At 58.5% G+C, this 22086-nt stretch carries 23 protein-coding genes; 17 read left to right on the forward strand and 6 right to left on the reverse strand.

Features of this window, described 5'->3' with window-relative positions; all coding sequences use genetic code 11:
- Positions 1-3 precede the first annotated feature (3 nt).
- From cysJ to cysH, 3 genes are all read left to right on the forward strand, one after another.
- Complete coding sequence (cysJ, locus tag ACOYA6_RS16535; protein ID WP_138370555.1) at positions 4-1809, forward strand: NADPH-dependent assimilatory sulfite reductase flavoprotein subunit; 1806 nt, start codon at positions 4-6, stop codon at positions 1807-1809.
- On the forward strand, positions 1809-3521 hold the full coding sequence (gene cysI, locus ACOYA6_RS16540) for an assimilatory sulfite reductase (NADPH) hemoprotein subunit (protein ID WP_422655023.1): 1713 nt from the start codon (positions 1809-1811) through the stop codon (positions 3519-3521). The genes cysJ and cysI overlap by 1 nt, the downstream gene beginning before the upstream one ends.
- Before the next feature lie 67 nt (positions 3522-3588).
- Positions 3589-4323, forward strand: coding sequence for a phosphoadenosine phosphosulfate reductase (cysH, locus tag ACOYA6_RS16545; protein ID WP_422655024.1), 735 nt, complete (start codon positions 3589-3591; stop codon positions 4321-4323).
- 90 nt (positions 4324-4413) lie between these two features.
- Here the strand turns inward: cysH and ACOYA6_RS16550 are convergent, their stop codons facing one another.
- Positions 4414-5457 carry an aminopeptidase gene (locus tag ACOYA6_RS16550; RefSeq protein WP_422655025.1) on the reverse strand — a complete coding sequence of 348 codons (1044 nt, stop codon included), beginning with the start codon at positions 5455-5457 and terminating at the stop codon, positions 4414-4416.
- Positions 5458-5697: 240 nt separating this feature from the next.
- Here ACOYA6_RS16550 and cysG point away from each other — a divergent pair, with 240 nt between their 5' ends.
- The 11 genes from cysG (at position 5698) to ACOYA6_RS16605 (ending at position 14494) form a co-directional block, all read left to right on the forward strand.
- Positions 5698-7056 carry a siroheme synthase CysG gene (gene cysG / locus ACOYA6_RS16555; RefSeq protein ID WP_422655026.1) on the forward strand — a complete coding sequence of 453 codons (1359 nt, stop codon included), beginning with the start codon at positions 5698-5700 and terminating at the stop codon, positions 7054-7056.
- 9 nt (positions 7057-7065) lie between these two features.
- Positions 7066-7974 carry a sulfate adenylyltransferase subunit CysD gene (gene cysD / locus ACOYA6_RS16560; protein WP_039029949.1) on the forward strand — a complete coding sequence of 303 codons (909 nt, stop codon included), beginning with the start codon at positions 7066-7068 and terminating at the stop codon, positions 7972-7974.
- A gap of 9 nt (positions 7975-7983) precedes the next feature.
- Positions 7984-9411 carry a sulfate adenylyltransferase subunit CysN gene (cysN, locus tag ACOYA6_RS16565; protein WP_039029950.1) on the forward strand — a complete coding sequence of 476 codons (1428 nt, stop codon included), beginning with the start codon at positions 7984-7986 and terminating at the stop codon, positions 9409-9411.
- A complete protein-coding gene (gene cysC / locus ACOYA6_RS16570) occupies positions 9411-10016 on the forward strand; it encodes an adenylyl-sulfate kinase (protein WP_422655027.1) in 606 nt (201 codons plus the stop codon). Before cysN ends, cysC begins: the two co-directional genes overlap by 1 nt.
- A 58-nt stretch (positions 10017-10074) precedes the next feature.
- Positions 10075-10398, forward strand: coding sequence for a DUF3561 family protein (locus ACOYA6_RS16575; protein WP_039029952.1), 324 nt, complete (start codon positions 10075-10077; stop codon positions 10396-10398).
- Between the two features lie 167 nt (positions 10399-10565).
- Complete coding sequence (ftsB, locus tag ACOYA6_RS16580) at positions 10566-10877, forward strand: cell division protein FtsB (protein WP_039029953.1); 312 nt, start codon at positions 10566-10568, stop codon at positions 10875-10877.
- Between the two features lie 19 nt (positions 10878-10896).
- Positions 10897-11607, forward strand: coding sequence for a 2-C-methyl-D-erythritol 4-phosphate cytidylyltransferase (ispD, locus tag ACOYA6_RS16585; protein WP_039029954.1), 711 nt, complete (start codon positions 10897-10899; stop codon positions 11605-11607).
- Positions 11607-12086: a 2-C-methyl-D-erythritol 2,4-cyclodiphosphate synthase gene (gene ispF, locus ACOYA6_RS16590; RefSeq protein ID WP_006811766.1), complete on the forward strand. Its 480-nt coding sequence runs from the start codon at positions 11607-11609 to the stop codon at positions 12084-12086. The genes ispD and ispF overlap by 1 nt, the downstream gene beginning before the upstream one ends.
- On the forward strand, positions 12083-13132 hold the full coding sequence (gene truD, locus ACOYA6_RS16595; protein ID WP_223074756.1) for a tRNA pseudouridine(13) synthase TruD: 1050 nt from the start codon (positions 12083-12085) through the stop codon (positions 13130-13132). The genes ispF and truD overlap by 4 nt, the downstream gene beginning before the upstream one ends.
- Entirely contained in the window at positions 13113-13874 is a 762-nt protein-coding gene (surE, locus tag ACOYA6_RS16600) for a 5'/3'-nucleotidase SurE (RefSeq protein WP_039029956.1), read from the forward strand. The genes truD and surE overlap by 20 nt, the downstream gene beginning before the upstream one ends.
- The gene (locus ACOYA6_RS16605) at positions 13868-14494 is read left to right on the forward strand and encodes a protein-L-isoaspartate(D-aspartate) O-methyltransferase (RefSeq protein WP_039029957.1); all 627 of its coding nucleotides are present in this window, start codon (positions 13868-13870) and stop codon (positions 14492-14494) included. Before surE ends, ACOYA6_RS16605 begins: the two co-directional genes overlap by 7 nt.
- Positions 14495-14560: 66 nt before the next feature.
- Here the strand turns inward: ACOYA6_RS16605 and ACOYA6_RS16610 are convergent, their stop codons facing one another.
- Positions 14561-14767 (reverse strand): hypothetical protein, encoded by a 207-nt coding sequence (locus ACOYA6_RS16610; RefSeq protein ID WP_231568129.1) that lies wholly within the window; start codon positions 14765-14767, stop codon positions 14561-14563.
- Between ACOYA6_RS16610 and nlpD the strand changes: the two genes are divergently transcribed.
- Entirely contained in the window at positions 14670-15737 is a 1068-nt protein-coding gene (gene nlpD, locus ACOYA6_RS16615) for a murein hydrolase activator NlpD (protein WP_231568132.1), read from the forward strand. The two genes, ACOYA6_RS16610 and nlpD, sit on opposite strands and share 98 nt — an antisense overlap.
- 60 nt (positions 15738-15797) lie before the next feature.
- A complete protein-coding gene (rpoS, locus tag ACOYA6_RS16620; protein ID WP_039029959.1) occupies positions 15798-16790 on the forward strand; it encodes an RNA polymerase sigma factor RpoS in 993 nt (330 codons plus the stop codon).
- Positions 16791-16842: 52 nt separating this feature from the next.
- Here the strand turns inward: rpoS and ACOYA6_RS16625 are convergent, their stop codons facing one another.
- The 3 genes from ACOYA6_RS16625 to ACOYA6_RS16635 form a co-directional block, all read right to left on the reverse strand.
- Positions 16843-17220 carry a DUF4440 domain-containing protein gene (locus ACOYA6_RS16625; RefSeq protein WP_223074757.1) on the reverse strand — a complete coding sequence of 126 codons (378 nt, stop codon included), beginning with the start codon at positions 17218-17220 and terminating at the stop codon, positions 16843-16845.
- 185 nt (positions 17221-17405) lie between these two features.
- Entirely contained in the window at positions 17406-19967 is a 2562-nt protein-coding gene (gene mutS / locus ACOYA6_RS16630) for a DNA mismatch repair protein MutS (protein WP_422655028.1), read from the reverse strand.
- A 113-nt stretch (positions 19968-20080) separates the two neighbouring features.
- The gene (locus tag ACOYA6_RS16635) at positions 20081-20311 is read right to left on the reverse strand and encodes a SymE family type I addiction module toxin (RefSeq protein ID WP_139563519.1); all 231 of its coding nucleotides are present in this window, start codon (positions 20309-20311) and stop codon (positions 20081-20083) included.
- 188 nt (positions 20312-20499) lie between these two features.
- On the opposite strand from ACOYA6_RS16635, the gene ACOYA6_RS16640 reads away from it, so the two are divergent.
- Positions 20500-20844: a nitrous oxide-stimulated promoter family protein gene (locus ACOYA6_RS16640; RefSeq protein ID WP_039029963.1), complete on the forward strand. Its 345-nt coding sequence runs from the start codon at positions 20500-20502 to the stop codon at positions 20842-20844.
- Positions 20845-20848: 4 nt separating this feature from the next.
- Here the strand turns inward: ACOYA6_RS16640 and ACOYA6_RS16645 are convergent, their stop codons facing one another.
- Entirely contained in the window at positions 20849-22081 is a 1233-nt protein-coding gene (locus ACOYA6_RS16645) for an MFS transporter (protein WP_422655029.1), read from the reverse strand.
- Between the last annotated feature and the right edge of the window lie 5 nt (positions 22082-22086).

Below are 22086 nucleotides of genomic sequence, written 5' to 3' on the forward strand. Positions count from 1 at the left end.
CGCATGACAACACAGGCCCCACCTTCAAATTTGCTTCCCCTGAACCCGGAGCAACTGGCACGCCTGCAGGCGGCCACCACTGATTTCTCGCCCACCCAGCTTGCCTGGGTATCCGGTTATTTCTGGGGAATGCTCAATCAACAGCCGGGGGCTGTGGCGAGTGCACCGGCTGCGGCCGTTGAGATCCCGGCGATTACGCTTATCTCCGCCTCGCAAACCGGCAATGCCCGCCGCGTGGCTGAAGCCCTGCGTGACGATCTGCTCGCAGCCAAACTGAACGTGAACCTGGTGAACGCCGGGGATTATAAATTTAAGCAAATCGCGTCAGAAAAACTGGTTGTCGTTGTGACCTCTACCCAGGGCGAAGGTGAGCCGCCTGAAGAAGCGGTTGCGCTGCATAAGTTCCTGTTCTCGAAAAAGGCGCCAAAACTGGCGGGCACCGCCTTTGCGGTCTTCGGCCTGGGCGACTCCTCCTACGAATTCTTCTGCCAGTCGGGCAAAGATTTTGACAACAAGCTGGCCGAACTGGGCGCTGAACGCCTGCTGGATCGCGTTGATACCGACGTTGAATACCAGACCGCGGCGGCCGAATGGCGCGCACGTATTGTCGATGTGCTGAAAGCCCGCGTTCCGACCGAGACGCCAGCCCAGGCGGCAGCCACTGCCACTGGCGTGGTCAACGACATTCACACCAGCCCGTACACCAAAGAAGCCCCGCTGACGGCGAGCCTGTCGGTGAACCAGAAAATCACCGGTCGTGATTCTGAAAAAGACGTGCGCCACATCGAAATCGATCTGGGCGACTCCGGCCTGCGCTACCAGCCGGGCGATGCCCTGGGTGTCTGGTACCAGAACGATCCGGCCCTGGTGAAAGAGCTGGTTGAGCTGCTGTGGCTGAAAGGCGACGAGCAGGTCACCCTGGACGGCAAAACGCTGCCGCTCTCTGAAGCGCTGCAGTGGCATTTCGAGCTGACCGTGAATACCGCGAACATCGTGGAGAATTACGCCACCCTGACCCGCAGCGAATCCCTGCTGCCGCTGGTGGGCGACAAAGCCAAACTGCAACACTACGCAGCCACGACGCCCATCGTCGATATGGTTCGTTTCTCGCCAGCCCAGCTGGATGCTGAGGCGTTAACCAGCCTGCTGCGTCCGCTGACGCCGCGTCTGTACTCTATCGCCTCCGCGCAGGCCGAGGTGGAAAGCGAAGTTCACGTCACCGTAGGGGTGGTGCGTTACGACATCGAAGGGCGTGCCCGTGCCGGTGGCGCATCAAGCTTCCTGGCGGATCGCGTGGAAGAAGAGGGCGAAGTGCGGGTCTTTATCGAGCACAACGATAACTTCCGTCTGCCTGCCAACCCGGAAACCCCGGTCATTATGATTGGTCCGGGCACCGGCATCGCGCCGTTCCGCGCCTTTATGCAGCAGCGTGCTGCCGACGAAGCGCCGGGCAAAAACTGGCTGTTCTTCGGCAACCCGCACTTCACCGAAGATTTCCTCTATCAGGTGGAGTGGCAGCGCTACGTTAAAGAGGGCGTGCTGAGCCGTATCGATCTGGCCTGGTCCCGCGATCAAAAAGAAAAAATCTACGTACAAGACAAACTGCGCGAACAGGGCGCAGAGCTGTGGCGCTGGATCAATGACGGTGCCCACATTTATGTCTGCGGCGACGCCAATCGCATGGCGAAAGACGTTGAGCAGGCTTTGCTGGAAGTGATTGCTGAATTCGGTGGCATGGATACTGAATCGGCGGATGAATATTTAAGTGAGCTGCGCGTCGAGCGCCGTTATCAGCGAGATGTCTACTAATGAGCGAAAAACATCCTGGCCCTCTGGTGGTCGAAGGCAAACTGTCTGATGCCGAGCGCATGAAGGTTGAGAGTAACTACCTGCGCGGCACCATTGCCGAAGATTTAAATGACGGTCTGACCGGCGGTTTTAAAGGCGACAACTTCCTGCTGATCCGTTTCCACGGTATGTACCAGCAGGACGATCGCGATATTCGCGCCGAGCGTGCTGAACAGAAGCTGGAGCCGCGTCATGCGATGCTGCTGCGCTGCCGTCTGCCGGGTGGGATCATCACCACCAAACAGTGGCAGGCGATCGACAAGTTCGCCCATGACAACACTATCTACGGCAGCATCCGTCTGACCAACCGTCAGACCTTCCAGTTTCACGGCATCCTGAAGAAGAACGTGAAGCCGGTACACCAGATGCTGCACTCCGTCGGGCTGGACGCGCTGGCAACCGCCAACGACATGAACCGTAACGTGCTCTGCACCTCCAACCCGTACGAGTCCGAGCTGCACGCTGAAGCCTACGAGTGGGCGAAGAAGATCTCCGAGCATCTGCTGCCGCGTACCCGCGCCTATGCTGAGATCTGGCTCGACCAGGAGAAGGTCGCGACCACGGACGAAGAGCCGATCCTCGGTCAGACTTACCTGCCGCGTAAGTTCAAAACGACGGTGGTGATCCCGCCGCAGAACGATATCGATCTGCACGCCAACGACATGAACTTTGTGGCGATTGCCGAGAACGGCAAGCTGGTGGGCTTTAACCTGCTGGTGGGCGGCGGTCTCTCTATTGAGCACGGGAACAAGAACACTTACGCCCGTACCGCGAGCGAGTTTGGTTATCTGCCGCTGGAGCACACCCTGGCGGTGGCGGAAGCGGTCGTCACTACCCAGCGCGACTGGGGTAACCGTACCGATCGTAAAAACGCCAAGACCAAATACACCCTCGAGCGCGTGGGCGTTGAGACCTTCAAAGCCGAAGTGGAGCGTCGCGCCGGCATTAAGTTTGAGCCGATCCGTCCGTACGAATTCACCGGTCGCGGGGATCGCATCGGCTGGGTTAAAGGTATCGACAATAAATGGCACCTGACGCTGTTTATTGAAAACGGCCGTATCCTGGATTATCCGGGCCGTCCGCTGAAAACCGGCCTGCTGGAGATCGCGAAGATCCACAAAGGTGAATTCCGTATCACCGCCAACCAGAACCTGATTATTGCCGGCGTGCCGGAAAGCCAGAAGGCGAAGATCGAGAAGCTGGCGCGGGATCATGCCCTGATGGACGCAGTGAAGCCGCAGCGTGAAAACTCCATGGCCTGCGTGTCGTTCCCGACCTGTCCGCTGGCGATGGCCGAAGCCGAACGCTTCCTGCCGTCATTTACTGACAAAGTGGAAGCGATTCTGGAAAAACACGGCATTCCGGATGAGCATATCGTGATGCGCATCACCGGCTGCCCGAACGGCTGTGGCCGCGCGATGCTGGCCGAGCTGGGTCTGGTGGGTAAAGCGCCGGGTCGTTACAACCTGCACCTGGGGGGTAACCGCAGCGGAACGCGTATCCCGCGTATGTATCGCGAGAACATCACGGAACCTGAAATTCTCAACTCAATTGATGAGTTAGTCGGGCGCTGGGCGAAAGAGCGCGAAGCGGGTGAAGGCTTCGGCGACTTTACGGTGCGTGCGGGCATCATTCGCCCGGTGCTCGATCCCGCCCGGGATTTCTGGGAGTAATACCGCACGGGTTTTGTAGGCCGGGCAAACGCAGTGCCGCCCGGCAAAACAGGCAAATGAGGTTCCTATGTCCGTACTCGATCTAAACGCCCTTAACGATCTGCCAAAAGTCGAACGCATTCTGGCGCTGGCCGAAACCAACGCGCAGCTGGAGAAGCTGGACGCCGAAGGGCGCGTCGCCTGGGCGTTGGAAAACCTGCCGGGTGAACACGTGCTCTCGTCGAGCTTTGGTATTCAGGCGGCGGTCAGCCTGCATCTGGTGAATAAGATCCGCCCGGACATTCCGGTGATCCTCACCGATACCGGCTACCTGTTCCCGGAAACCTACCAGTTTATTGATGAGCTGACGGACAAGCTCAGGCTGAATCTGAAGGTCTATCGCGCAGAGCAGAGCCCGGCCTGGCAGGAGGCGCGCTATGGTAAGCTGTGGGAGCAGGGCGTTGAGGGCATTGAGAAATATAACGCCATCAACAAAGTCGAGCCGATGAACCGGGCGCTTTCTGAACTCAACGCCAAAACCTGGTTTGCCGGTTTGCGCCGGGATCAGTCCGGTAGCCGGGCGTCACTGCCGGTGCTGGCGATCCAGCGTGGCGTATTTAAAGTGCTGCCGATTATCGACTGGGACAACCGTACCGTTTACCAGTACCTTCAGCAGCATGGCCTTAAGTATCACCCGCTGTGGGATCAGGGCTATCTGTCGGTGGGCGATACCCATACCACCCGTAAATGGGAGCCGGGTATGGCAGAAGAAGAGACCCGCTTCTTTGGCCTCAAGCGCGAGTGCGGATTGCACGAAGGGTGATTGTTGTGCCCGGTGGCGGCTACGCCTTACCGGGCCTACATTCGAGCTCCCTGTAGGCCCGGTAAGCGCAGCGCCACCGGGCAAAAGACCTCAGGCCTTCCCCGCCTTCGCCAATTCCTTCACCAGCGGCAGCATCACCCGCACCACGTCCCGGCTGCGGTGTTCAATCCGCTTCGGCAGTGCCTGGTCGATGTGTTGCAGATTATCCAGCCTGACGTCATGCCAGCTGGTTCCTTCCGGAAACGCCTTCGATTTTGCCCGCTGCTGATAACCATCCTTTTTGCCCAGGGACCAGTTGGTCGCTTCGACATACAGCACCGGGATCCCGGCTTTGTCGAACACCTCGCCATCATTGCAGCAGCCGGTTCCTTTCGGATACGCGGCGTTGCCGCCCGGGTTGGTGGCAGCATAGATGCCGTGGGCGCGGGCAATGGCCAGTGCCCGGTCGCGGGTTAGCTTGCGCACCGGCCCGGGCGTGGTTTTGCCGCTGTTGAAATAGAGCTTATCCCCCACGATTAAGTTATCGAGGTTGATCACCAGCAGGGTGTTTTTCTTCTCTGCCGCGCTCATGCGTTTGAGGACATTCTCGGCGCCCAGCCGCCCCTCTTCTTCGCCGCTGGTGGCGATAAAGCGGATGCTGTACTGGGTGGGAATATCTTTCAGCTGGTCGGCCAGCTCCAGCATCACCCCGACGCCAGCGGCGTTGTCATCAATACCCTGTAAGGTCAGGCCGCCGAGGTTGTTGTCGGCATCGCTGTCGCTCATCGGGGCGTAAGTATCGAGATGCGCCAGAATAATAATCTGCTGGGCGGCTTTACCTTCGTGGGCAGCAATCACGGTGCTGCCGGTCACGTTGTGCCAGTTCTTGCTCAGATTACGGGAGGTATAGATGTAGCGGCTCTGAAAGGTGCGGATATCGCTCTGGTAGCCCATACCGGCGAACTGCTGGCGCACATAGTCAGCGGAGAGCATTTCAGCGGGGGTGCCGGTCATCCGACCCGGGAAAAAGGTGGCAATATGACGCGCCTGCGTCGCGGCAACTTCGCCCAGAGGCTGGGTCTTAGCCTGAACCGTTCCGATTAAGCAAACGCCGAGCGCCAGGGCAACGTATCGGTGGCGCATTGCGGAAAACATAGTGAGTCCTTAAAAAAATAACGCAAAATTTTAACGCGCTTAGTATGAAACTGTGACTGCGCTTACACAATTTGATTTGCTCTTAAATGCCCGGAATCACGCGCGTTAAGCACTTTTTGATATGAGCTTTTCCAGGGCGTTATTCCATTGAGTAACTACTCATTCCAATTCGTAATTTCATTCGCCCGTAGTCGCCCCCTATAGTCCCACTATTCCTGGTTGTTAGCGAGTTGTAGCATTGTGGATTACCTTCCTTTATTCGCTGCCGTAAAAGACCGCCCGGTGCTGGTTGTCGGCACCGGCGAAATCGCTGAGCGCAAAATTGCCTTTTTACACCGGGCTGGCGCGCGCGTGCAGGTTGTCGCCGAAGCGGATTTTGCTGAGTCGCAAATCGACAATGTGGTGCTGGTCATTGCCGCCACCGATAACCGGGCTCTCAACCAGCGCGTCTCGGATGCTGCCCATGCTCGTCACCGTCTGGTGAACGTGGTGGACGACCAGCCGCTTTGCTCCTTTATCTTTCCGTCTATTGTGGACCGCTCGCCGCTGCTGGTGGCTATCTCCTCTGGCGGCACAGCTCCGGTGCTGGCCCGCGTACTGCGGGAAAAAATCGAAGCGCTGCTGCCGACAAGCCTGGGCCGGATGGCCGAGAAGGCCAGCTACTGGCGCAACCACCTGAAAACCCGCCTGACCAGCGTGACGGAACGCCGTCGCTTCTGGGAGCGCGTGTTTCGCGGGCGCTTTGCCAGCCTGATGCAGGCCGGTAATGAGACGGCGGCGCAGCAAATTCTCGAAGACGAGCTGGATAACCCGGGCAGCACCAGCGGGGAGATCATCCTCGTCGGTGCGGGGCCGGGTGATGCTGGCCTCCTGACCCTGCGCGGTTTGCAGGTGTTGCAGGATGCGGACGTGGTGTTCTATGACCATCTGGTGAGCGACGGCGTGCGCGAGTTGATTCGTCGCGACGCTGAGCAGATCTGCGTAGGCAAACGCGCGGGCGGACACGCTGTTCCCCAGCACGACACCAACCAGATGCTGATTGCGGCGGCCAGAGAGGGCAAAACCGTGGTGCGCCTGAAAGGGGGCGATCCCTTTATCTTTGGTCGCGGCGGCGAAGAGCTGCAGGCGGCAGCCGAAGCGGGTGTGCCTTTCCAGGTTGTGCCGGGGATCACCGCAGCCTCGGCGGTCACGGCCTATGCCGGTATTCCGCTCACGCACCGCGATTACGCCCAGAGCGTCACCTTTGTCACCGGCCACTACAAGGCCGACAGCACCCCGTTTGACTGGACGCATCTGGCGCAAAGCCGTCAGACCCTCGCCATCTACATGGGCACCATGAAAGCGGCGGAAATTAGCGAACAACTGATTCGCCACGGGCGCGATGCGACTACGCCTGTGGCGGTGATATCCCGCGGCACGCGCGTCGATCAGCACGTGACCACCGGAACACTACAACACCTTGCAAGCCTCGCGAAAGACGCCCCGATGCCCGCCCTGATTGTGGTGGGGGAAGTGGTGCAGCTGCACAGCACGCTCGCCTGGTTTCAAAACACTACCGACACCGAAGGGTTTGGCTCTTCGGTCGTAAATTTGGCTTAAGGAACGGTTATGGATCAAAAACGACTGACGCACTTGCGGCAACTGGAAGCGGAAAGTATTCATATTATCCGCGAAGTGGCCGCTGAGTTTGCTAATCCGGTAATGATGTACTCCATCGGGAAAGACTCCAGCGTGATGCTGCACCTGGCGCGTAAAGCGTTTTACCCGGGCACGCTGCCGTTCCCGTTGCTGCATGTGGATACCGGCTGGAAATTCCGCGAGATGTATGAGTTCCGTGACCGCACCGCCAAAGCGTACGGCTGCGAACTGCTGGTGCATAAAAACCCGGAAGGGGTGGCGATGGGCATTAACCCGTTCGTGCACGGCAGCGGTAAACACACCGATATCATGAAAACCGAAGGGCTGAAGCAGGCGCTGAACAAATACGGCTTTGATGCCGCGTTCGGCGGCGCCCGCCGCGATGAAGAGAAATCCCGCGCCAAGGAGCGTATCTACTCCTTCCGCGATCGCTTCCATCGCTGGGATCCAAAAAACCAGCGTCCGGAGCTGTGGCACAACTACAACGGCCAGATTAACAAAGGCGAAAGCATTCGCGTGTTCCCGCTCTCCAACTGGACCGAGCTGGATATCTGGCAGTACATCTATCTGGAAAATATCGAGATCGTTCCTCTGTATCTGGCGGCTGAACGCCCGGTGCTGGAGCGCGACGGCATGCTGATGATGGTGGATGACGATCGTATCGATCTGCAGCCTGGCGAAGTGATCAAAAAGCGGATGGTGCGTTTCCGTACCCTCGGCTGCTGGCCGCTGACCGGCGCGGTGGAGTCTGACGCGCAGACGCTGCCTTCGATCATTGAAGAGATGCTGGTCTCAACCACCAGCGAGCGACAGGGGCGCGTGATTGACCGCGACCAGGCAGGCTCGATGGAGCTGAAGAAACGTCAGGGTTATTTCTAAGGAGCCGCCATGAATACCACTATTGCTCAACAGATTGCCAATGAAGGCGGCGTCGAAGCCTACCTGCACGCCCAGCAGCACAAAAGTTTGCTGCGTTTCCTGACCTGCGGCAGCGTGGACGACGGGAAAAGCACCCTGATTGGCCGTCTGCTGCACGATACCCGTCAGATCTATGAAGATCAGCTCTCATCACTGCACAACGACAGCAAGCGTCACGGCACCCAGGGTGAGAAACTCGATCTGGCCCTGCTGGTGGATGGCCTGCAGGCGGAGCGCGAGCAGGGCATCACCATCGACGTGGCCTATCGCTATTTCTCCACCGAGAAGCGTAAATTTATTATCGCCGACACCCCAGGGCATGAGCAGTACACCCGCAATATGGCGACCGGCGCCTCCACCTGCGACCTGGCGATCCTGCTGATCGACGCCCGTAAAGGTGTGCTGGATCAGACCCGTCGCCACAGCTTTATTTCCACGCTGCTTGGGATCAAACACCTGGTGGTGGCGGTCAACAAGATGGACCTGGTCAACTTCAGCGAAGAGAAGTTTAACGAGATCCGCGAAAGCTACCTCACCTTTGCCGAGCAGCTGCCGGGCAACCTCGACATCCGCTTTGTGCCGCTGTCGGCGCTGGAAGGGGATAACGTGGCGTCCCAGAGCGTCAGCATGCCGTGGTACAGCGGCCCGACGCTGCTGGAAGTGCTGGAGACCGTTGAGATCCAGCGCAGCGTGGAAACGCAGCCGATGCGCTTCCCGGTGCAGTACGTGAACCGCCCGAACCTCGATTTCCGTGGCTTCTCCGGCACTATTGCCTCCGGCAACGTGCAGGTCGGCCAGCGCGTGAAAGTCCTGCCATCCGGCGTGGAATCAGCGATTACCCGTATCGTTACCTTTGACGGCGATCTGCAGGAAGCCGGGGCAGGGGAAGCGGTAACGCTGGTGCTGAAAGACGAAATTGATATCAGTCGCGGCGACCTGCTGGTAGATGCGCAGGAGACGCTGCCTGCGGTGCAAAGCGCCTCCGTGGATGTGGTGTGGATGGCTGAACAGCCGCTGAGCCCGGGCCAGAGCTACGACATCAAGATTGCCGGCAAGAAAACCCGCGCCCGCGTGGACGGCGTTCAGTACCAGGTCGACATCAACAACCTGGCGCAGCACAGCGTCACTGAACTGCCGCTGAACGGCATCGGGCTGGTGGATTTCACCTTCGACGAACCGCTGGTGCTGGATCGGTATCAGCAGAACCCGGTGACCGGGGGCTTAATCATTATCGACCGTCTGACCAACGTCACCGTTGGCGCAGGAATGGTGCGCGAGCCTAAATCGCAGGCGAGCGCGGTGCCGTCGGAATTCAGCGCCTTTGAGCTGGAGCTGAACGCGCTGGTACGTAAACACTTCCCGCACTGGGGCGCGCGCGATCTGCTGGGAGGCAAGTAATGGCGCTGCATGATGAGAACGTCGTCTGGCATCCTCATCCGGTCACGGTGGCCGAACGCGAACAACTCCACGGTCATCGTGGGGTTGTGCTGTGGTTTACCGGGCTCTCGGGCTCCGGTAAGTCCACCGTCGCGGGCGCGCTGGAAGAGGCGCTGCACAAACTTGGCGTCAGCACCTATCTGTTGGATGGCGACAACGTGCGCCACGGGCTGTGCAGCGATCTCGGCTTTAGCGATACGGATCGCAAAGAGAACATCCGTCGGGTGGGCGAAGTGGCCAGCCTGATGGCCGATGCCGGGCTGGTGGTGTTAACCGCCTTTATCTCACCGCATCGCGCCGAGCGGCAGATGGTGCGTGAGCGGGTGGGTAACAGCCGCTTCATTGAAGTGTTTGTTGATACCCCGCTGGAAATCTGCGAACAGCGCGATCCGAAAGGGCTCTACAAAAAGGCCCGCGCCGGCGAGCTGAAGAATTTCACCGGCATCGATGCGGTCTACGAAGCGCCGGAAACCCCGGATATCCACCTTGAAGGTCAACAATTGGTAACAAATTTAGTAGGCCAATTATTAGACCTGCTCCGGCAGGGCGATATTATCAGATCCTGAGATGGTATTGAGGGGAGCGAATAACTCCCGTCAATATGTCACGGTCACAGGATCAGCTATGCGGAACAGCGAAAACTACATCATCACCGGGTCGGACACAGTATCGGCAAATGACGAGACGACCTGGTCTTTTCCTGGGGCGTTTGTCGGCTTTGCGTCATGGCTGATGGCACTGGGGATCCCTTTCCTGTTTTACGGCAGCAACACGCTGTTTTTCTTCCTTTATACCTGGCCTTTCTTCCTTGCACTGATGCCCGTTGCCGTTGTGGTGGGGATCGCGCTGCACTCTCTGCTTAACGGCAAGCTGCTCTACAGTTCGCTTTGCACCGTGATGACGGTGGTGGCAATGGTCGGACTGTTATTTTTGTGGCTCATGGGATAAGTTCATCCATAATTCAAACCGTAACCAACTATGTGACATTGTTGGCTTGCGCGAATCTGCAAAAAAAATGTGGTACATTTGCCCGCAATGTTGCGGCATCTCTGTAGCCCCGATGTAGAGTCGTGGGGAAAGTTATGGGATGATGATGCCGTTTTTCAGGGGGCAGGATGGGTAAACTTACGCTGCTGTTGCTGGCTCTGCTGGTCTGGCTTCAGTATTCGCTGTGGTTCGGTAAGAACGGCCTTCACGATTACAGTCGCGTCAGCGATGACGTGACGGCGCAGCAGGCTACAAACGGCAAACTTAAAGCGCGAAACGATCAACTGTTTGCGGAAATTGACGATCTCAATGGCGGCCAGGAAGCCATTGAAGAGCGCGCGCGCAACGAACTCAGCATGACTAAGCCGGGCGAAACCTTCTATCGTCTGGTGCCGGATGCGTCTAAACGCAACCAGGGCTCAGTACAAAACACTCGATAATCAGGCCCAGGATTACGCCATGGCAGTAACTTTTTCGAACGTATGCGCCGTTGTGCCAGCCGCCGGGTTTGGCCGGCGCATGCAGACTGAATGTCCTAAACAATACCTTTCAATTGGCGATAAAACGATCCTTGAGCACACCGTGGCGGCGCTGCTGGCGAACCCACGCGTGACGCGGGTCGTTATCGCTATCAGCCCGGGCGACGCCCGCTTTGCCGCGCTACCGCTCGCAGCTCACCCGCAGGTGACCGTGGTTGACGGCGGCGCAGAGCGTGCCGATTCGGTGCTGGCGGGATTGCAGGCCGCCGGTGACGCGCAGTGGGTGCTGGTGCATGATGCGGCGCGTCCGTGTCTGCATCAGGACGATCTGGCGCGGCTGCTGGCGATCAGCGAAACCAGCCGCGTGGGCGGCATTCTGGCGACGCCGGTTCGCGATACCATGAAACGCGGCGAGCCGGGGCTGCAGGCCATCGCGCACACCGTGGAGCGCGTCGATCTCTGGCATGCGCTCACGCCGCAATTTTTCCCCCGCGAGCTGCTGCACGCCTGCTTAACCCGTGCGCTGAACGAAGGCGCAACTATCACCGACGAAGCTTCGGCGCTGGAGTACTGCGGTTTTCACCCGGAACTGATTGAAGGGCGCGCAGATAATATAAAAGTGACGCGCCCCGAAGATTTACAGCTGGCAGAATTTTATCTTACCCGTTCGACCCATCAGGAGAAGGCATAATGCGAATTGGACATGGTTTTGACGTACACGCCTTTGGCGGCGAGGGCCCAATTATCATTGGCGGCGTACGCATCCCTTATGAAAAAGGACTGCTGGCGCATTCTGATGGCGATGTTGCCCTGCACGCGTTAACCGACGCGCTGCTGGGTGCGGCGGCGCTGGGCGATATCGGCAAGCTGTTCCCGGACACCGATCCGGCCTTTAAGGGCGCCGACAGCCGTGAGCTGCTGCGCGAAGCCTGGCGCCGTATTCAGGCCAAAGGCTACACCCTCGGCAACGTGGACGTGACCATTATTGCCCAGGCCCCGAAAATGCTGCCGCACATCCCCCAGATGCGCGTGTTTATTGCCGAAGATCTCGGCTGCCATATGGACGATGTCAACGTCAAAGCGACCACTACCGAGAAGCTCGGCTTTACCGGTCGCGGTGAAGGCATTGCCTGTGAAGCCGTGGCGCTGCTGGTGAAGGCGGCCAAATGATCGACTTCGACAACCTGACGTACCTGCACGGTAAACCGCAGGGCACGGGCCTGCTGAAGGCCAATCCGGAAGATTTCGTGGTGGTAGAAGATCTGGGCTTTGAGCCGGACGGCGAGGGCGAGCACATTCTGGTGCGGATCCTGAAAAACGGCTGCAACACCCGTTTTGTCGCCGAGGCGCTGGCAAAGTTTCTGAAAATTCACGCCCGTGAAGTGAGCTTTGCCGGCCAGAAAGACAAACACGCCGTCACGGAACAGTGGCTCTGCGCCCGGGTACCGGGTAATGGGATGCCCGATTTAAGCCAGTTCCAGCTTGAAGGCTGTCAGGTGCTGGAATACGCCCGTCACAAGCGCAAATTGCGTCTCGGAGCGCTTAAGGGCAACGCCTTTACCCTGGTGCTGCGCGAGGTGAGCAACCGCGATGAGGTTGAACAGCGTCTGACGGCAATCAACGAGCAGGGCGTGCCGAACTATTTCGGCGCACAGCGTTTTGGCATTGGCGGCAGTAACCTGCAGGGCGCCCTGCGCTGGGCGCAAAGCAATGCCCCGGTGCGGGATCGCAATAAACGCAGTTTTTGGTTGTCGGCAGCCCGCAGCGCGTTGTTTAATCAAATCGTCAGCGAGCGGCTGAAAAAAACAGACGCGAATCAAGTTGTTGTCGGCGATGCGCTACAATTAGCGGGACGCGGCAGCTGGTTTGTCGCCACTGATGAAGAAATGAGCGATGTGCAGGCGCGCGTCAATGCGAAAACTCTGCTGATCACTGCGGCCCTGCCGGGTACCGGCGACTGGGGTCCGCAGGGTGATGCGCTGCGTTTTGAGCAGGCTGCCATCGCCGATGAAACAGAGTTATGCTCACTGCTGGTGCGGGAAAAAGTCGAAGCGGCACGCCGGGCGATGCTGCTCTATCCGCAACAGTTGAGCTGGAACTGGTGGGATGACGTAACCGTCGAGCTACGTTTCTGGCTGCCGGCTGGCAGCTTTGCCACCAGTGTTGTCAGGGAACTTATCAACACTTCGGGTGACTATGCGAATATTGCTGAGTAACGATGACGGGATCCATGCGCCAGGCATTCAGACGCTGGCTAAAGCGCTACGTGAGTTCGCCGAGGTGCAGGTGGTGGCTCCCGATCGTAACCGCAGCGGTGCCTCTAACTCGTTAACCCTCGAGTCGTCTCTTCGCACCTTTACCTTCGACAATGGCGATATCGCCGTTCAGATGGGCACTCCAACCGACTGTGTCTTTCTGGGCGTCAATGCGCTGATGCGTCCCCGCCCGGACGTGGTGGTCTCCGGCATCAATGCCGGACCCAACCTGGGCGATGACGTGATCTACTCCGGAACGGTAGCCGCCGCAATGGAAGGACGCCACCTTGGCTTTCCTGCCCTGGCTGTCTCGCTCAACGGCCATCAGCACTATGACACCGCCGCCGCAGTCACCTGCGCCATTCTGCGGGCCCTGAGCCGCGAGCCGCTGCGCACCGGACGCATCCTCAATATCAACGTGCCGGATCTGCCGCTGGATGAAATCAAAGGCATCCGCGTGACGCGCTGTGGCAGCCGCCACCCGGCGGATAAAGTGATCCCGCAGGAAGATCCGCGCGGCAACACGCTGTACTGGATTGGCCCGCCGGGCGAAAAACACGATGCCGGGCCGGATACTGATTTTGCCGCCGTGGATGAAGGCTACGTTTCCGTCACCCCGCTGCACGTAGATTTGACCGCGCATAACGCGCAGGATGTGGTTTCAGGCTGGCTGGATCGTGCCGGGGTGAGCTCGCAATGGTAAGCAATCGTGTACAAACTCTTCTGAATCAATTACGCAGTCAGGGTATTGCTGACGAGCGGGTGCTGGACGCCATCTCGCGGGTGCCGCGGGAAAAGTTCGTGGATGAGGCGTTTGAGCACAAAGCATGGGAAAACGTCGCGTTACCGATAGGGCAGGGGCAAACTATCTCCCAGCCGTATATGGTGGCGCGCATGACAGAGCTGCTGGAGCTGACCCCGGACTCGCGGGTGCTGGAGATTGGCACCGGTTCGGGATACCAGACCGCCATTCTGGCGCACCTGGTGCATCATGTCTGCTCGGTTGAACGCATCAAAGGGCTGCAGTGGCAGGCGCGCCGTCGCCTGAAGCAGCTCGATTTACACAATGTTTCTACCCGTCACGGGGATGGCTGGCAGGGCTGGAAGGCACGTGGCCCGTTTGATGCCATTATCGTGACGGCTGCACCGCCTGAGATCCCGGATGCGCTGATGGCGCAGCTGGATGACGGCGGGATCCTCGTTTTACCGGTGGGCGATGAACATCAGCTGTTGAAGCGTGTTCGTCGACGGGGCAACGAGTTCATCATCGATACCGTAGAAGCCGTACGTTTCGTGCCTCTGGTGAAAGGAGAGCTGGCCTGAGACTCGGATTATTCCAGGGTTTTTCAGGCAAATTCAGCGTATGGTGTGGCGCAAAACGTTGTGACACTACGGTAATTTTAAGTCACTGGTAACTAAAAATAATCCTGGGGGATAAATGAGCGCGGGAAGCCCAAAATTCACCATCAGCCGTGTTGCGGCATTGTCACTGGTTTCCATCTGGCTGGCCGGTTGTACATCGAATAATGCCCCTGCGCCTGTCAGTTCGGTTGGCGGCAGCAATGGTACCAGTACGGGCAATCCATCCGGCGGCATGCTGATCACCCCTCCACCGAAGATGGGTACCCCGGCGGCACAGCAAACTCCGCAAATCCAGCCTGTTCAGACACCGGTTACCCAGCCAACTCAGATTCAGCCAGTGGATCAGCCTGTTCAGACCGAAAATGGCCGCATTGTGTATAACCGTAAGTATGGGAACATTCCGAAAGGAAGCTATACCGGCGGTAGCACGTACACCGTAAAACGCGGCGATACCCTCTTCTATATTGCCTGGATCACCGGGAACGATTTCCGTGACCTTGCGCAACGAAATAACGTCCAGGCCCCGTATGGCCTGGAAGTTGGCCAGACGCTGCAGGTGGGTAACGCAACGGGTAAACCGCTCACGCCTGGCAACACCGTTTCTGCGGCTGACGTAACGGCGCAAAATAACAGTGTGATGCCTGTGCAAAAATCAAGCACAGTGGTTGCGTCGCAACCGACAATTACGTATTCTGAGGATTCAGGTGAACAGAGTGCTAACAAGATGTTGCCGAATAATAAGGGGACTGCGACCGTTGTCACAGCGCCCGTTACGGCACCTGTGGTTAGCTCTACCGCACCCGTTGCCAGCAGTGTGACGTCCAGCTCAACGATTTCGTCGTGGCGCTGGCCGACTGAAGGCAAGGTTATCGAGAACTTTTCTTCCTCCGAGGGGGGAAATAAAGGGGTCGATATCGCAGGGAGTAAGGGACAGGCTATTATCGCGACCGCAGATGGTCGTGTTGTATACGCCGGTAACGCTCTGCGCGGTTACGGTAATCTTATTATCATCAAACACAACGATGATTACCTGAGTGCCTACGCCCATAACGATACGATGCTGGTCCGGGAACAACAAGAAGTTAAGGCGGGGCAAAAAATAGCTACTATGGGTAGCACCGGAACCAGTTCTACACGCTTGCATTTTGAAATTCGTTACAAGGGGAAATCCGTAAACCCGCTGCAGTATTTGCCGCAGCGATAATTTGGCGGGACATATCTTTTGATATGTTGCGCCCAGGGATCACGGGTAGGAGCCACCTTTATGAGTCAGAATACGCTGAAAGTTCATGATTTAAATGAAGACGCGGAGTTTGATGAGAACGGAGCAGAGGCTTTTGACGAAAAAGCCTTAGTAGAAGAGGAACCCAGTGATAACGATTTAGCTGAAGAAGAGCTGTTATCGCAGGGCGCCACACAACGTGTGCTGGATGCGACTCAGCTTTACCTTGGGGAGATTGGTTATTCCCCACTGTTAACAGCCGAAGAAGAAGTTTACTTCGCGCGCCGGGCATTACGTGGTGATGTGGCTTCACGTCGTCGCATGATTGAAAGTAACCTGCGTCTGGTGGTTAAGATTGCCCGTCGTTACAGCAATCGTGGTCTGGCTCTGCTGGATCTGATTGAAGAGGGCAACCTTGGGCTGATCCGCGCAGTAGAGAAATTTGACCCAGAGCGTGGGTTCCGTTTCTCAACTTATGCGACCTGGTGGATCCGACAGACCATCGAACGGGCAATCATGAACCAGACCCGTACGATCCGACTGCCTATTCACATTGTTAAAGAGTTGAACGTCTATCTGCGTACCGCACGCGAGTTGTCCCATAAGCTGGACCACGAGCCAAGCGCGGAAGAGATTGCCGAACAGCTTGATAAACCTGTTGATGATGTCAGCCGTATGCTGCGTCTCAACGAGCGTATTACCTCCGTCGACACCCCGCTGGGTGGCGATTCCGAGAAAGCGCTGCTGGACATCCTGGCCGATGAAAAAGACAACGGTCCGGAAGACACCACGCAGGACGATGATATGAAACAGAGCATCGTCAAATGGCTGTTCGAACTGAACGCCAAACAGCGTGAAGTGCTGGCACGTCGTTTCGGTCTGCTGGGGTATGAAGCTGCGACACTGGAAGATGTCGGTCGTGAAATCGGCTTGACCCGTGAACGTGTTCGTCAGATTCAGGTTGAAGGTCTGCGTCGCCTGCGTGAAATCCTGCAGGGGCAAGGTCTGAATATTGAAGCGCTGTTCCGCGAGTAAGCACCTTTTCGTCAAAAAAGGCCCGTCGAGAGACGGGCCTTTTTCTTTTGTGTCACGGTTGCGCGGTTTCGTGCAGCAGACGCCACGTAATGGCATCGCCTTCCTGATTCAGAACGGCGCTGGACCAGCGCACGTTTACCGGCTGATCCGGGCGGGTCTGCGTTTCACGGTAGTGAAGCACCGCGCCGTTGTCCCAGGTCTGTAATGTCGTTAAATCATCAATCGCAATTTTCAGTCCCGGACGGCTGCCGCGCTGGTCTTCAAGGAAACGCGCCAGCGCGGGATAATCCAGGTGTGCGCCGCTTGGGGCGATCATCAGGAAGTCCTCGCGAAAACGGGCGAGCAGGGCATCGAGATCGCCTTCTCCCTGGCCTAACCAGTTTTCTAACGCGATGTGAGCATCGATAATTTCGTTTTCGTAGCAGGTCACTCTTTCTCCTTAAACATCATTTGTGGACTAAATGCCTGATAAAAAAGCCGGGTGGCGGCTACGCCTTACCCGGCCTACAAAAGTTTCGTAGGCCCGGCAAGCGCAGCGCCGCCGGGCGATACAGCCCGCACGTTTCCGTAGGCCCGGCAAGCGCAGCGCCGCCGGGCAATACAGACCGCGGAGATCTACACTAAATTCTTCAACCGATAGATCCACTCCAGCGCCTGACGCGGCGACAGGGAATCCGGGTCAAGGTTCTCCAGCGCTTCCAGGGCCGGGGAGGTCTCTTCCGCAGGCACCAGCAACGACATCTGCGTGCCGTCCACCTGGGTGGCCGCCGCGTTTGGCGCCAGGCTCTCCAGCTCGCGCAGTTTCTGGCGCGCACGCTTGATCACCTCTTTCGGCACGCCTGCCAGCGCCGCCACGGCCAGGCCGTAACTTTTGCTCGCCGCGCCATCCTGCACGGTGTGCATAAAGGCGATGGTATCGCCGTGCTCCAGCGCATCCAGATGAACGTTCGCCACTCCCTCCATTTTCTCCGGCAGCTGCGTCAGCTCGAAGTAGTGGGTGGCAAACAGGGTCAGCGCCTTAATCTTATTGGCCAGGCTTTCGGCACAGGCCCATGCCAGCGAGAGCCCGTCATAGGTAGAGGTTCCGCGGCCAATCTCATCCATCAGCACCAGGCTGTATTCCGTGGCGTTGTGCAGAATGTTGGCGGTTTCGGTCATCTCCACCATAAAGGTGGAGCGACCGCTCGCCAGATCGTCCGCTGCGCCTACGCGGGTAAAGATGCGATCCACCGGGCCAATCTCCACCTTTTGCGCCGGAACGTAGCTGCCGATGTAGGCCAGCAGGGCTATCAGCGCGGTCTGGCGCATATAGGTACTTTTACCGCCCATGTTCGGCCCGGTAATGATCAGCATCCGGCGCTGCGGCGACAGGTTCAGCGGGTTGGCGATAAACGGTTCGTTCAGCACCTGCTCCACCACCGGATGTCGCCCCTCGGTAATGCGTACGCCCGGCTTATCGGTAAAGGTCGGGCAGCAGTAGTTCAGCGTCTCGGCGCGCTCTGCCAGGTTGACCAGCACGTCCAGCTCCGCCAGCGCAGCGGCGCTCTGCTGTAAATCCGCAAGGTGCGGCATCAGCATGTCGAACAGGGCGTCATACAGCTGCTTTTCCAGCGCCAGGGCTTTACCCTTGGAGGTGAGCACCTTGTCTTCGTACTCTTTCAGCTCAGGAATAATGTAGCGCTCGGCGTTTTTCAGCGTCTGGCGGCGCACGTAGTGAATAGGCGCCAGATGGCTCTGCCCGCGGCTGATCTGAATGAAGTAGCCGTGGACCGCGTTGTAACCCACTTTCAGGGTGTCCAGCCCGAGCCGCTCGCGCTCGCGGATCTCCAGTTTATCCAGATAATCCGTCGCGCCATCGGCCAGCGCGCGCCACTCGTCCAGCTCTTCGTTGTAACCGGGGGCGATAACGCCGCCGTCGCGCACCAGTACCGGCGGGGCATCGATGATGGCCTTTTCCAGTAGCTCGCGCAGTTCGCTAAATTCACCCATGGTGTTGCGCAGTTTCTGCACCGGGGCGCAGTCGATCTCCGCCAGCTGGCTGCGCAGTTCAGGCAACTGCTGGAAGGCATGACGCATGCGGGCTAAATCGCGCGGGCGAGCGGTACGCAGCGCCAGTCGCGCCAGAATACGCTCCAGATCGCCGACCTGACGCAGCACCGGCTGCAGCTCGCTGTAGCGATCCTGCAGTGCGCCAATGGTCTGCTGACGCCCGGTCAGCGTGGCGGTATCGCGCACCGGCATGTGCAGCCAGCGTTTGAGCATGCGGCTGCCCATCGGGGTGACGGTGCTGTCGAGCACCGAGGCCAGCGTGTTTTCCACGCCGCCGGAGAGGTTCTGGGTGATCTCCAGATTGCGGCGGGTGGCGGCATCCATAATGATGCTGTCCTGCTGGCGCTCAATGGTGATGGAGCGGATATGCGGCAGGGCGGTGCGCTGGGTATCTTTGACGTACTGCAGCAAACAGCCCGCGGCGCATAGGCCGCGCGGCGCGTTTTCAACGCCAAAGCCGGTCAGATCGCGGGTGCCAAACTGCAGGTTGAGCTGCTGGCGCGCGGTGTCGATTTCGAACTCCCACAGCGGACGGCGGCGCAGGCCGCGACGGCCTTCCAGCAGCGCCATCTCGGCGAAATCTTCGGCATACAGCAGTTCCGCAGGATTGGTGCGCTGCAGCTCGGCGGCCATGGTTTCGCGGTCGGCCGGTTCGCTCAGGCGAAAGCGCCCGGAGCTGATATCCAGCGTGGCATAGCCGAAGCCTTTGCTGTCCTGCCAGATGGAGGCGAGCAGATTATCCTGGCGCTCCTGCAACAGCGCTTCATCGCTGATGGTGCCAGGGGTGACGATGCGCACCACCTTGCGCTCAACCGGGCCTTTCGAGGTGGCCGGATCGCCAATCTGTTCACAGATGGCGACCGACTCCCCCTGATTCACCAGCTTCGCCAGGTAGTTCTCTACCGCATGGTGCGGAATACCGGCCATCGGGATAGGTTCACCTGCCGAGGCTCCGCGTTTGGTCAGGGAGATGTCGAGCAGCTGCGAGGCGCGTTTCGCATCGTCATAAAACAGTTCGTAAAAGTCGCCCATCCGGTAAAAAAGCAGGATCTCCGGATGCTGAGCTTTCAGCTTCAGATACTGCTGCATCATCGGGGTATGGGCGTCAAAATTATCAGTAGTGGTCATGGAATGATGATGTCCATTTCTTTGAAAATAGTGCGTTTCAGGCGACGTCAGGGTCGTGTAATGGCGCTATTGTCGCATGAAAAAAAGACCCGGCGCAGCAAAATGTCGCGACTTTACGAGGCCTCTTCCGCAACCAGTTCAATCACTAATTTCCCCTGTTCCACCTGCACCCGTACCCGGGAGTGGGTTTTAAAACCAGCCTCCTCCAGCCAGTCGCCCTTTAAGCTCAGCGCGGCGTGTACGCTGTAGCGCGTCGGGATCTTGGTCTTGCGATCTTCGTGACGCTTTCTGAAATAGCCCACGGTGAGCTGACGGTGGGGTCTGGAAATACAGATATCTGACATAAAAACTCCTTTTTCTCAGGCAAGGATCCGGTGATAAAACACCTGTATAAAATGCCAGTAAAACACGCTGGCGACAAATGCATAACTGCGAGGCGTCTTCAGGAAATGGAATGTAAAAGATGAAATCGGGCTGAACATCGGATTTGAAAGGCGTATTATTGATACAACTTATAATCAGGTATCAGGCTATGTCAGGAAAACGCATCGCACGCGAGAAAGAGACCATCCGTAAGATGATCGCGCTGTATGAAAAGCAGTGCCCGCAGGCGTCGAAAGAGGCGGGACACTACGCGGCGCTGAACGAGTACGCCGACAAGCGGCTGGATAAATGCGTCTTTGGCGAAGAGAAACCGGCCTGCAAGCAGTGCCCGGTCCACTGCTATCAGCCGGCTAAACGTGAAGAGATGAAACAGGTGATGCGCTGGGCGGGGCCGCGCATGCTGTGGCGTCACCCGATTTTAACCGTGCGCCATCTGATCGACGATCGCCGCCCGGTGCCTGAGCTTCCGGAAAAGTACCGCCCAAAAAAATAATCCCTCAGCCTTGGGGTCTGCGCATCGGGCGGCAGATAACCACCATGGCGATGGCGCTGCACAGCGGGAACACCGCCAGCACCAGCCACGGAACGATCGCCCCGACGGACGGGGTCAGCGCCTGGTCGAGCAGATCGCCAAGCAGTAAATTCCCCGCGAGTACCGCACAGCCGCCTGCGGTGGCCAGTGCGCCATAGTGCGCGCCTAAGGTCGACTCGCTGGCAAACCATGGCACCACGTCTTTCCCCGCAGGCACCAGCAGCATCTGCCCGGTGGTCAGCAGCGTGACAAAGCAGGCCGCAGGCAGCAGACGCAGCAACCCGGTTGATGGTTCTGAGGACGCAAACAGCGCGACGCTCAGAAACGCGCTTGCTATAAGCAAAAATCCCACCGGCATGATGCGCACTGCGCCTACCCGCCGGGCAAAGCGCGCCAGCGGCAGCTGAAAGAGGATCACCAGCCCGGATGCCAGCATAAACAGCGGGCCGAGATCTTTCTCGCTGCCGCCCGCGCGCTGGATCTCCACCGGCAGCGCCAGATAGAGCTGGTTATAGCTTAACAGCCAGCTGCTCCAGGCGATGATAAAGGCCACGAACCGCGGCTGGCGAAAGGTGGTCCACCATGGCGTGATGTGCAGCGCCTGGTTTTTGTGTGTCCCCGCAGGCAGACAGAAGAACAGCACAATCAGCGCCACCACAAAGACCGCGGCACCCGCCAGCGCCACCTGGCGAAAACCGAGACCGGTGAGCAAAGCACCCGCGACCGGGCCGAGCACTGCCCCCAGCTCGCCGCACACCGCAAACAGGGCGAACCACTCGGCGCGGCTGCGTTTGCCCTGCGCCTCGCTGCGGGTTCCGGCTTTTGCCAGTAACGCTTCGATGGAGGGGGAGAAGAGCGCGCCGCCGATCCCGGTGAGGCACGCCCCGGCGATAATCACCGGCAGGCTGTAACCAAAGGCCAGCAGCAGATAACCCACCACCCGCACGACGCAGCCGCACAGAATAATGACGCGCGCGCCGTAGCGGTCGGAGAGGGCACCGCCGACGATAAACATCCCCTGCTGCGAGAAGGTGCGCAGCCCGAGCACCAGGCCGATAAGCCCCCCGGAGAGCAGCATATCGTCGCGCAAAAAGATCGCCAGGAAGGGGACGACGGCATAAAAACCAATGTTGAAAACAAACTGGCTGCCCAGCAGAACGGGCGGCCAGAGTTGCGTGGCGGGACGAATCACTGTCACCTGTT

It is taken from the genome of Leclercia barmai, assembly GCF_049312895.1.
Lineage (GTDB): Bacteria > Pseudomonadota > Gammaproteobacteria > Enterobacterales > Enterobacteriaceae > Enterobacter > Enterobacter barmai.

Bases quoted from the DNA above. Each gene is read 5' to 3' on its own strand.
- ispD (WP_039029954.1), top strand. From the start codon at position 10,897: ATGGCAGTAACTTTTTCGAACGTATGCGCCGTTGTGCCAGCCGCCGGG.
- ACOYA6_RS16610 (WP_231568129.1), bottom strand. From the start codon at position 14,767: ATGCCGCCGGATGGATTGCCCGTACTGGTACCATTGCTGCCGCCAACC.
- ACOYA6_RS16640 (WP_039029963.1), top strand. From the start codon at position 20,500: ATGTCAGGAAAACGCATCGCACGCGAGAAAGAGACCATCCGTAAGATG.
- cysN (WP_039029950.1), top strand. From the start codon at position 7,984: ATGAATACCACTATTGCTCAACAGATTGCCAATGAAGGCGGCGTCGAA.
- cysI (WP_422655023.1), top strand. From the start codon at position 1,809: ATGAGCGAAAAACATCCTGGCCCTCTGGTGGTCGAAGGCAAACTGTCT.
- cysJ (WP_138370555.1), top strand. From the start codon at position 4: ATGACAACACAGGCCCCACCTTCAAATTTGCTTCCCCTGAACCCGGAG.
- cysD (WP_039029949.1), top strand. From the start codon at position 7,066: ATGGATCAAAAACGACTGACGCACTTGCGGCAACTGGAAGCGGAAAGT.
- ACOYA6_RS16605 (WP_039029957.1), top strand. From the start codon at position 13,868: ATGGTAAGCAATCGTGTACAAACTCTTCTGAATCAATTACGCAGTCAG.
- truD (WP_223074756.1), top strand. From the start codon at position 12,083: ATGATCGACTTCGACAACCTGACGTACCTGCACGGTAAACCGCAGGGC.
- ACOYA6_RS16635 (WP_139563519.1), bottom strand. From the start codon at position 20,311: ATGTCAGATATCTGTATTTCCAGACCCCACCGTCAGCTCACCGTGGGC.
- ACOYA6_RS16575 (WP_039029952.1), top strand. From the start codon at position 10,075: ATGCGGAACAGCGAAAACTACATCATCACCGGGTCGGACACAGTATCG.
- ftsB (WP_039029953.1), top strand. From the start codon at position 10,566: ATGGGTAAACTTACGCTGCTGTTGCTGGCTCTGCTGGTCTGGCTTCAG.
- rpoS (WP_039029959.1), top strand. From the start codon at position 15,798: ATGAGTCAGAATACGCTGAAAGTTCATGATTTAAATGAAGACGCGGAG.
- cysH (WP_422655024.1), top strand. From the start codon at position 3,589: ATGTCCGTACTCGATCTAAACGCCCTTAACGATCTGCCAAAAGTCGAA.
- ispF (WP_006811766.1), top strand. From the start codon at position 11,607: ATGCGAATTGGACATGGTTTTGACGTACACGCCTTTGGCGGCGAGGGC.
- cysC (WP_422655027.1), top strand. From the start codon at position 9,411: ATGGCGCTGCATGATGAGAACGTCGTCTGGCATCCTCATCCGGTCACG.
- surE (WP_039029956.1), top strand. From the start codon at position 13,113: ATGCGAATATTGCTGAGTAACGATGACGGGATCCATGCGCCAGGCATT.
- mutS (WP_422655028.1), bottom strand. From the start codon at position 19,967: ATGACCACTACTGATAATTTTGACGCCCATACCCCGATGATGCAGCAG.
- ACOYA6_RS16550 (WP_422655025.1), bottom strand. From the start codon at position 5,457: ATGTTTTCCGCAATGCGCCACCGATACGTTGCCCTGGCGCTCGGCGTT.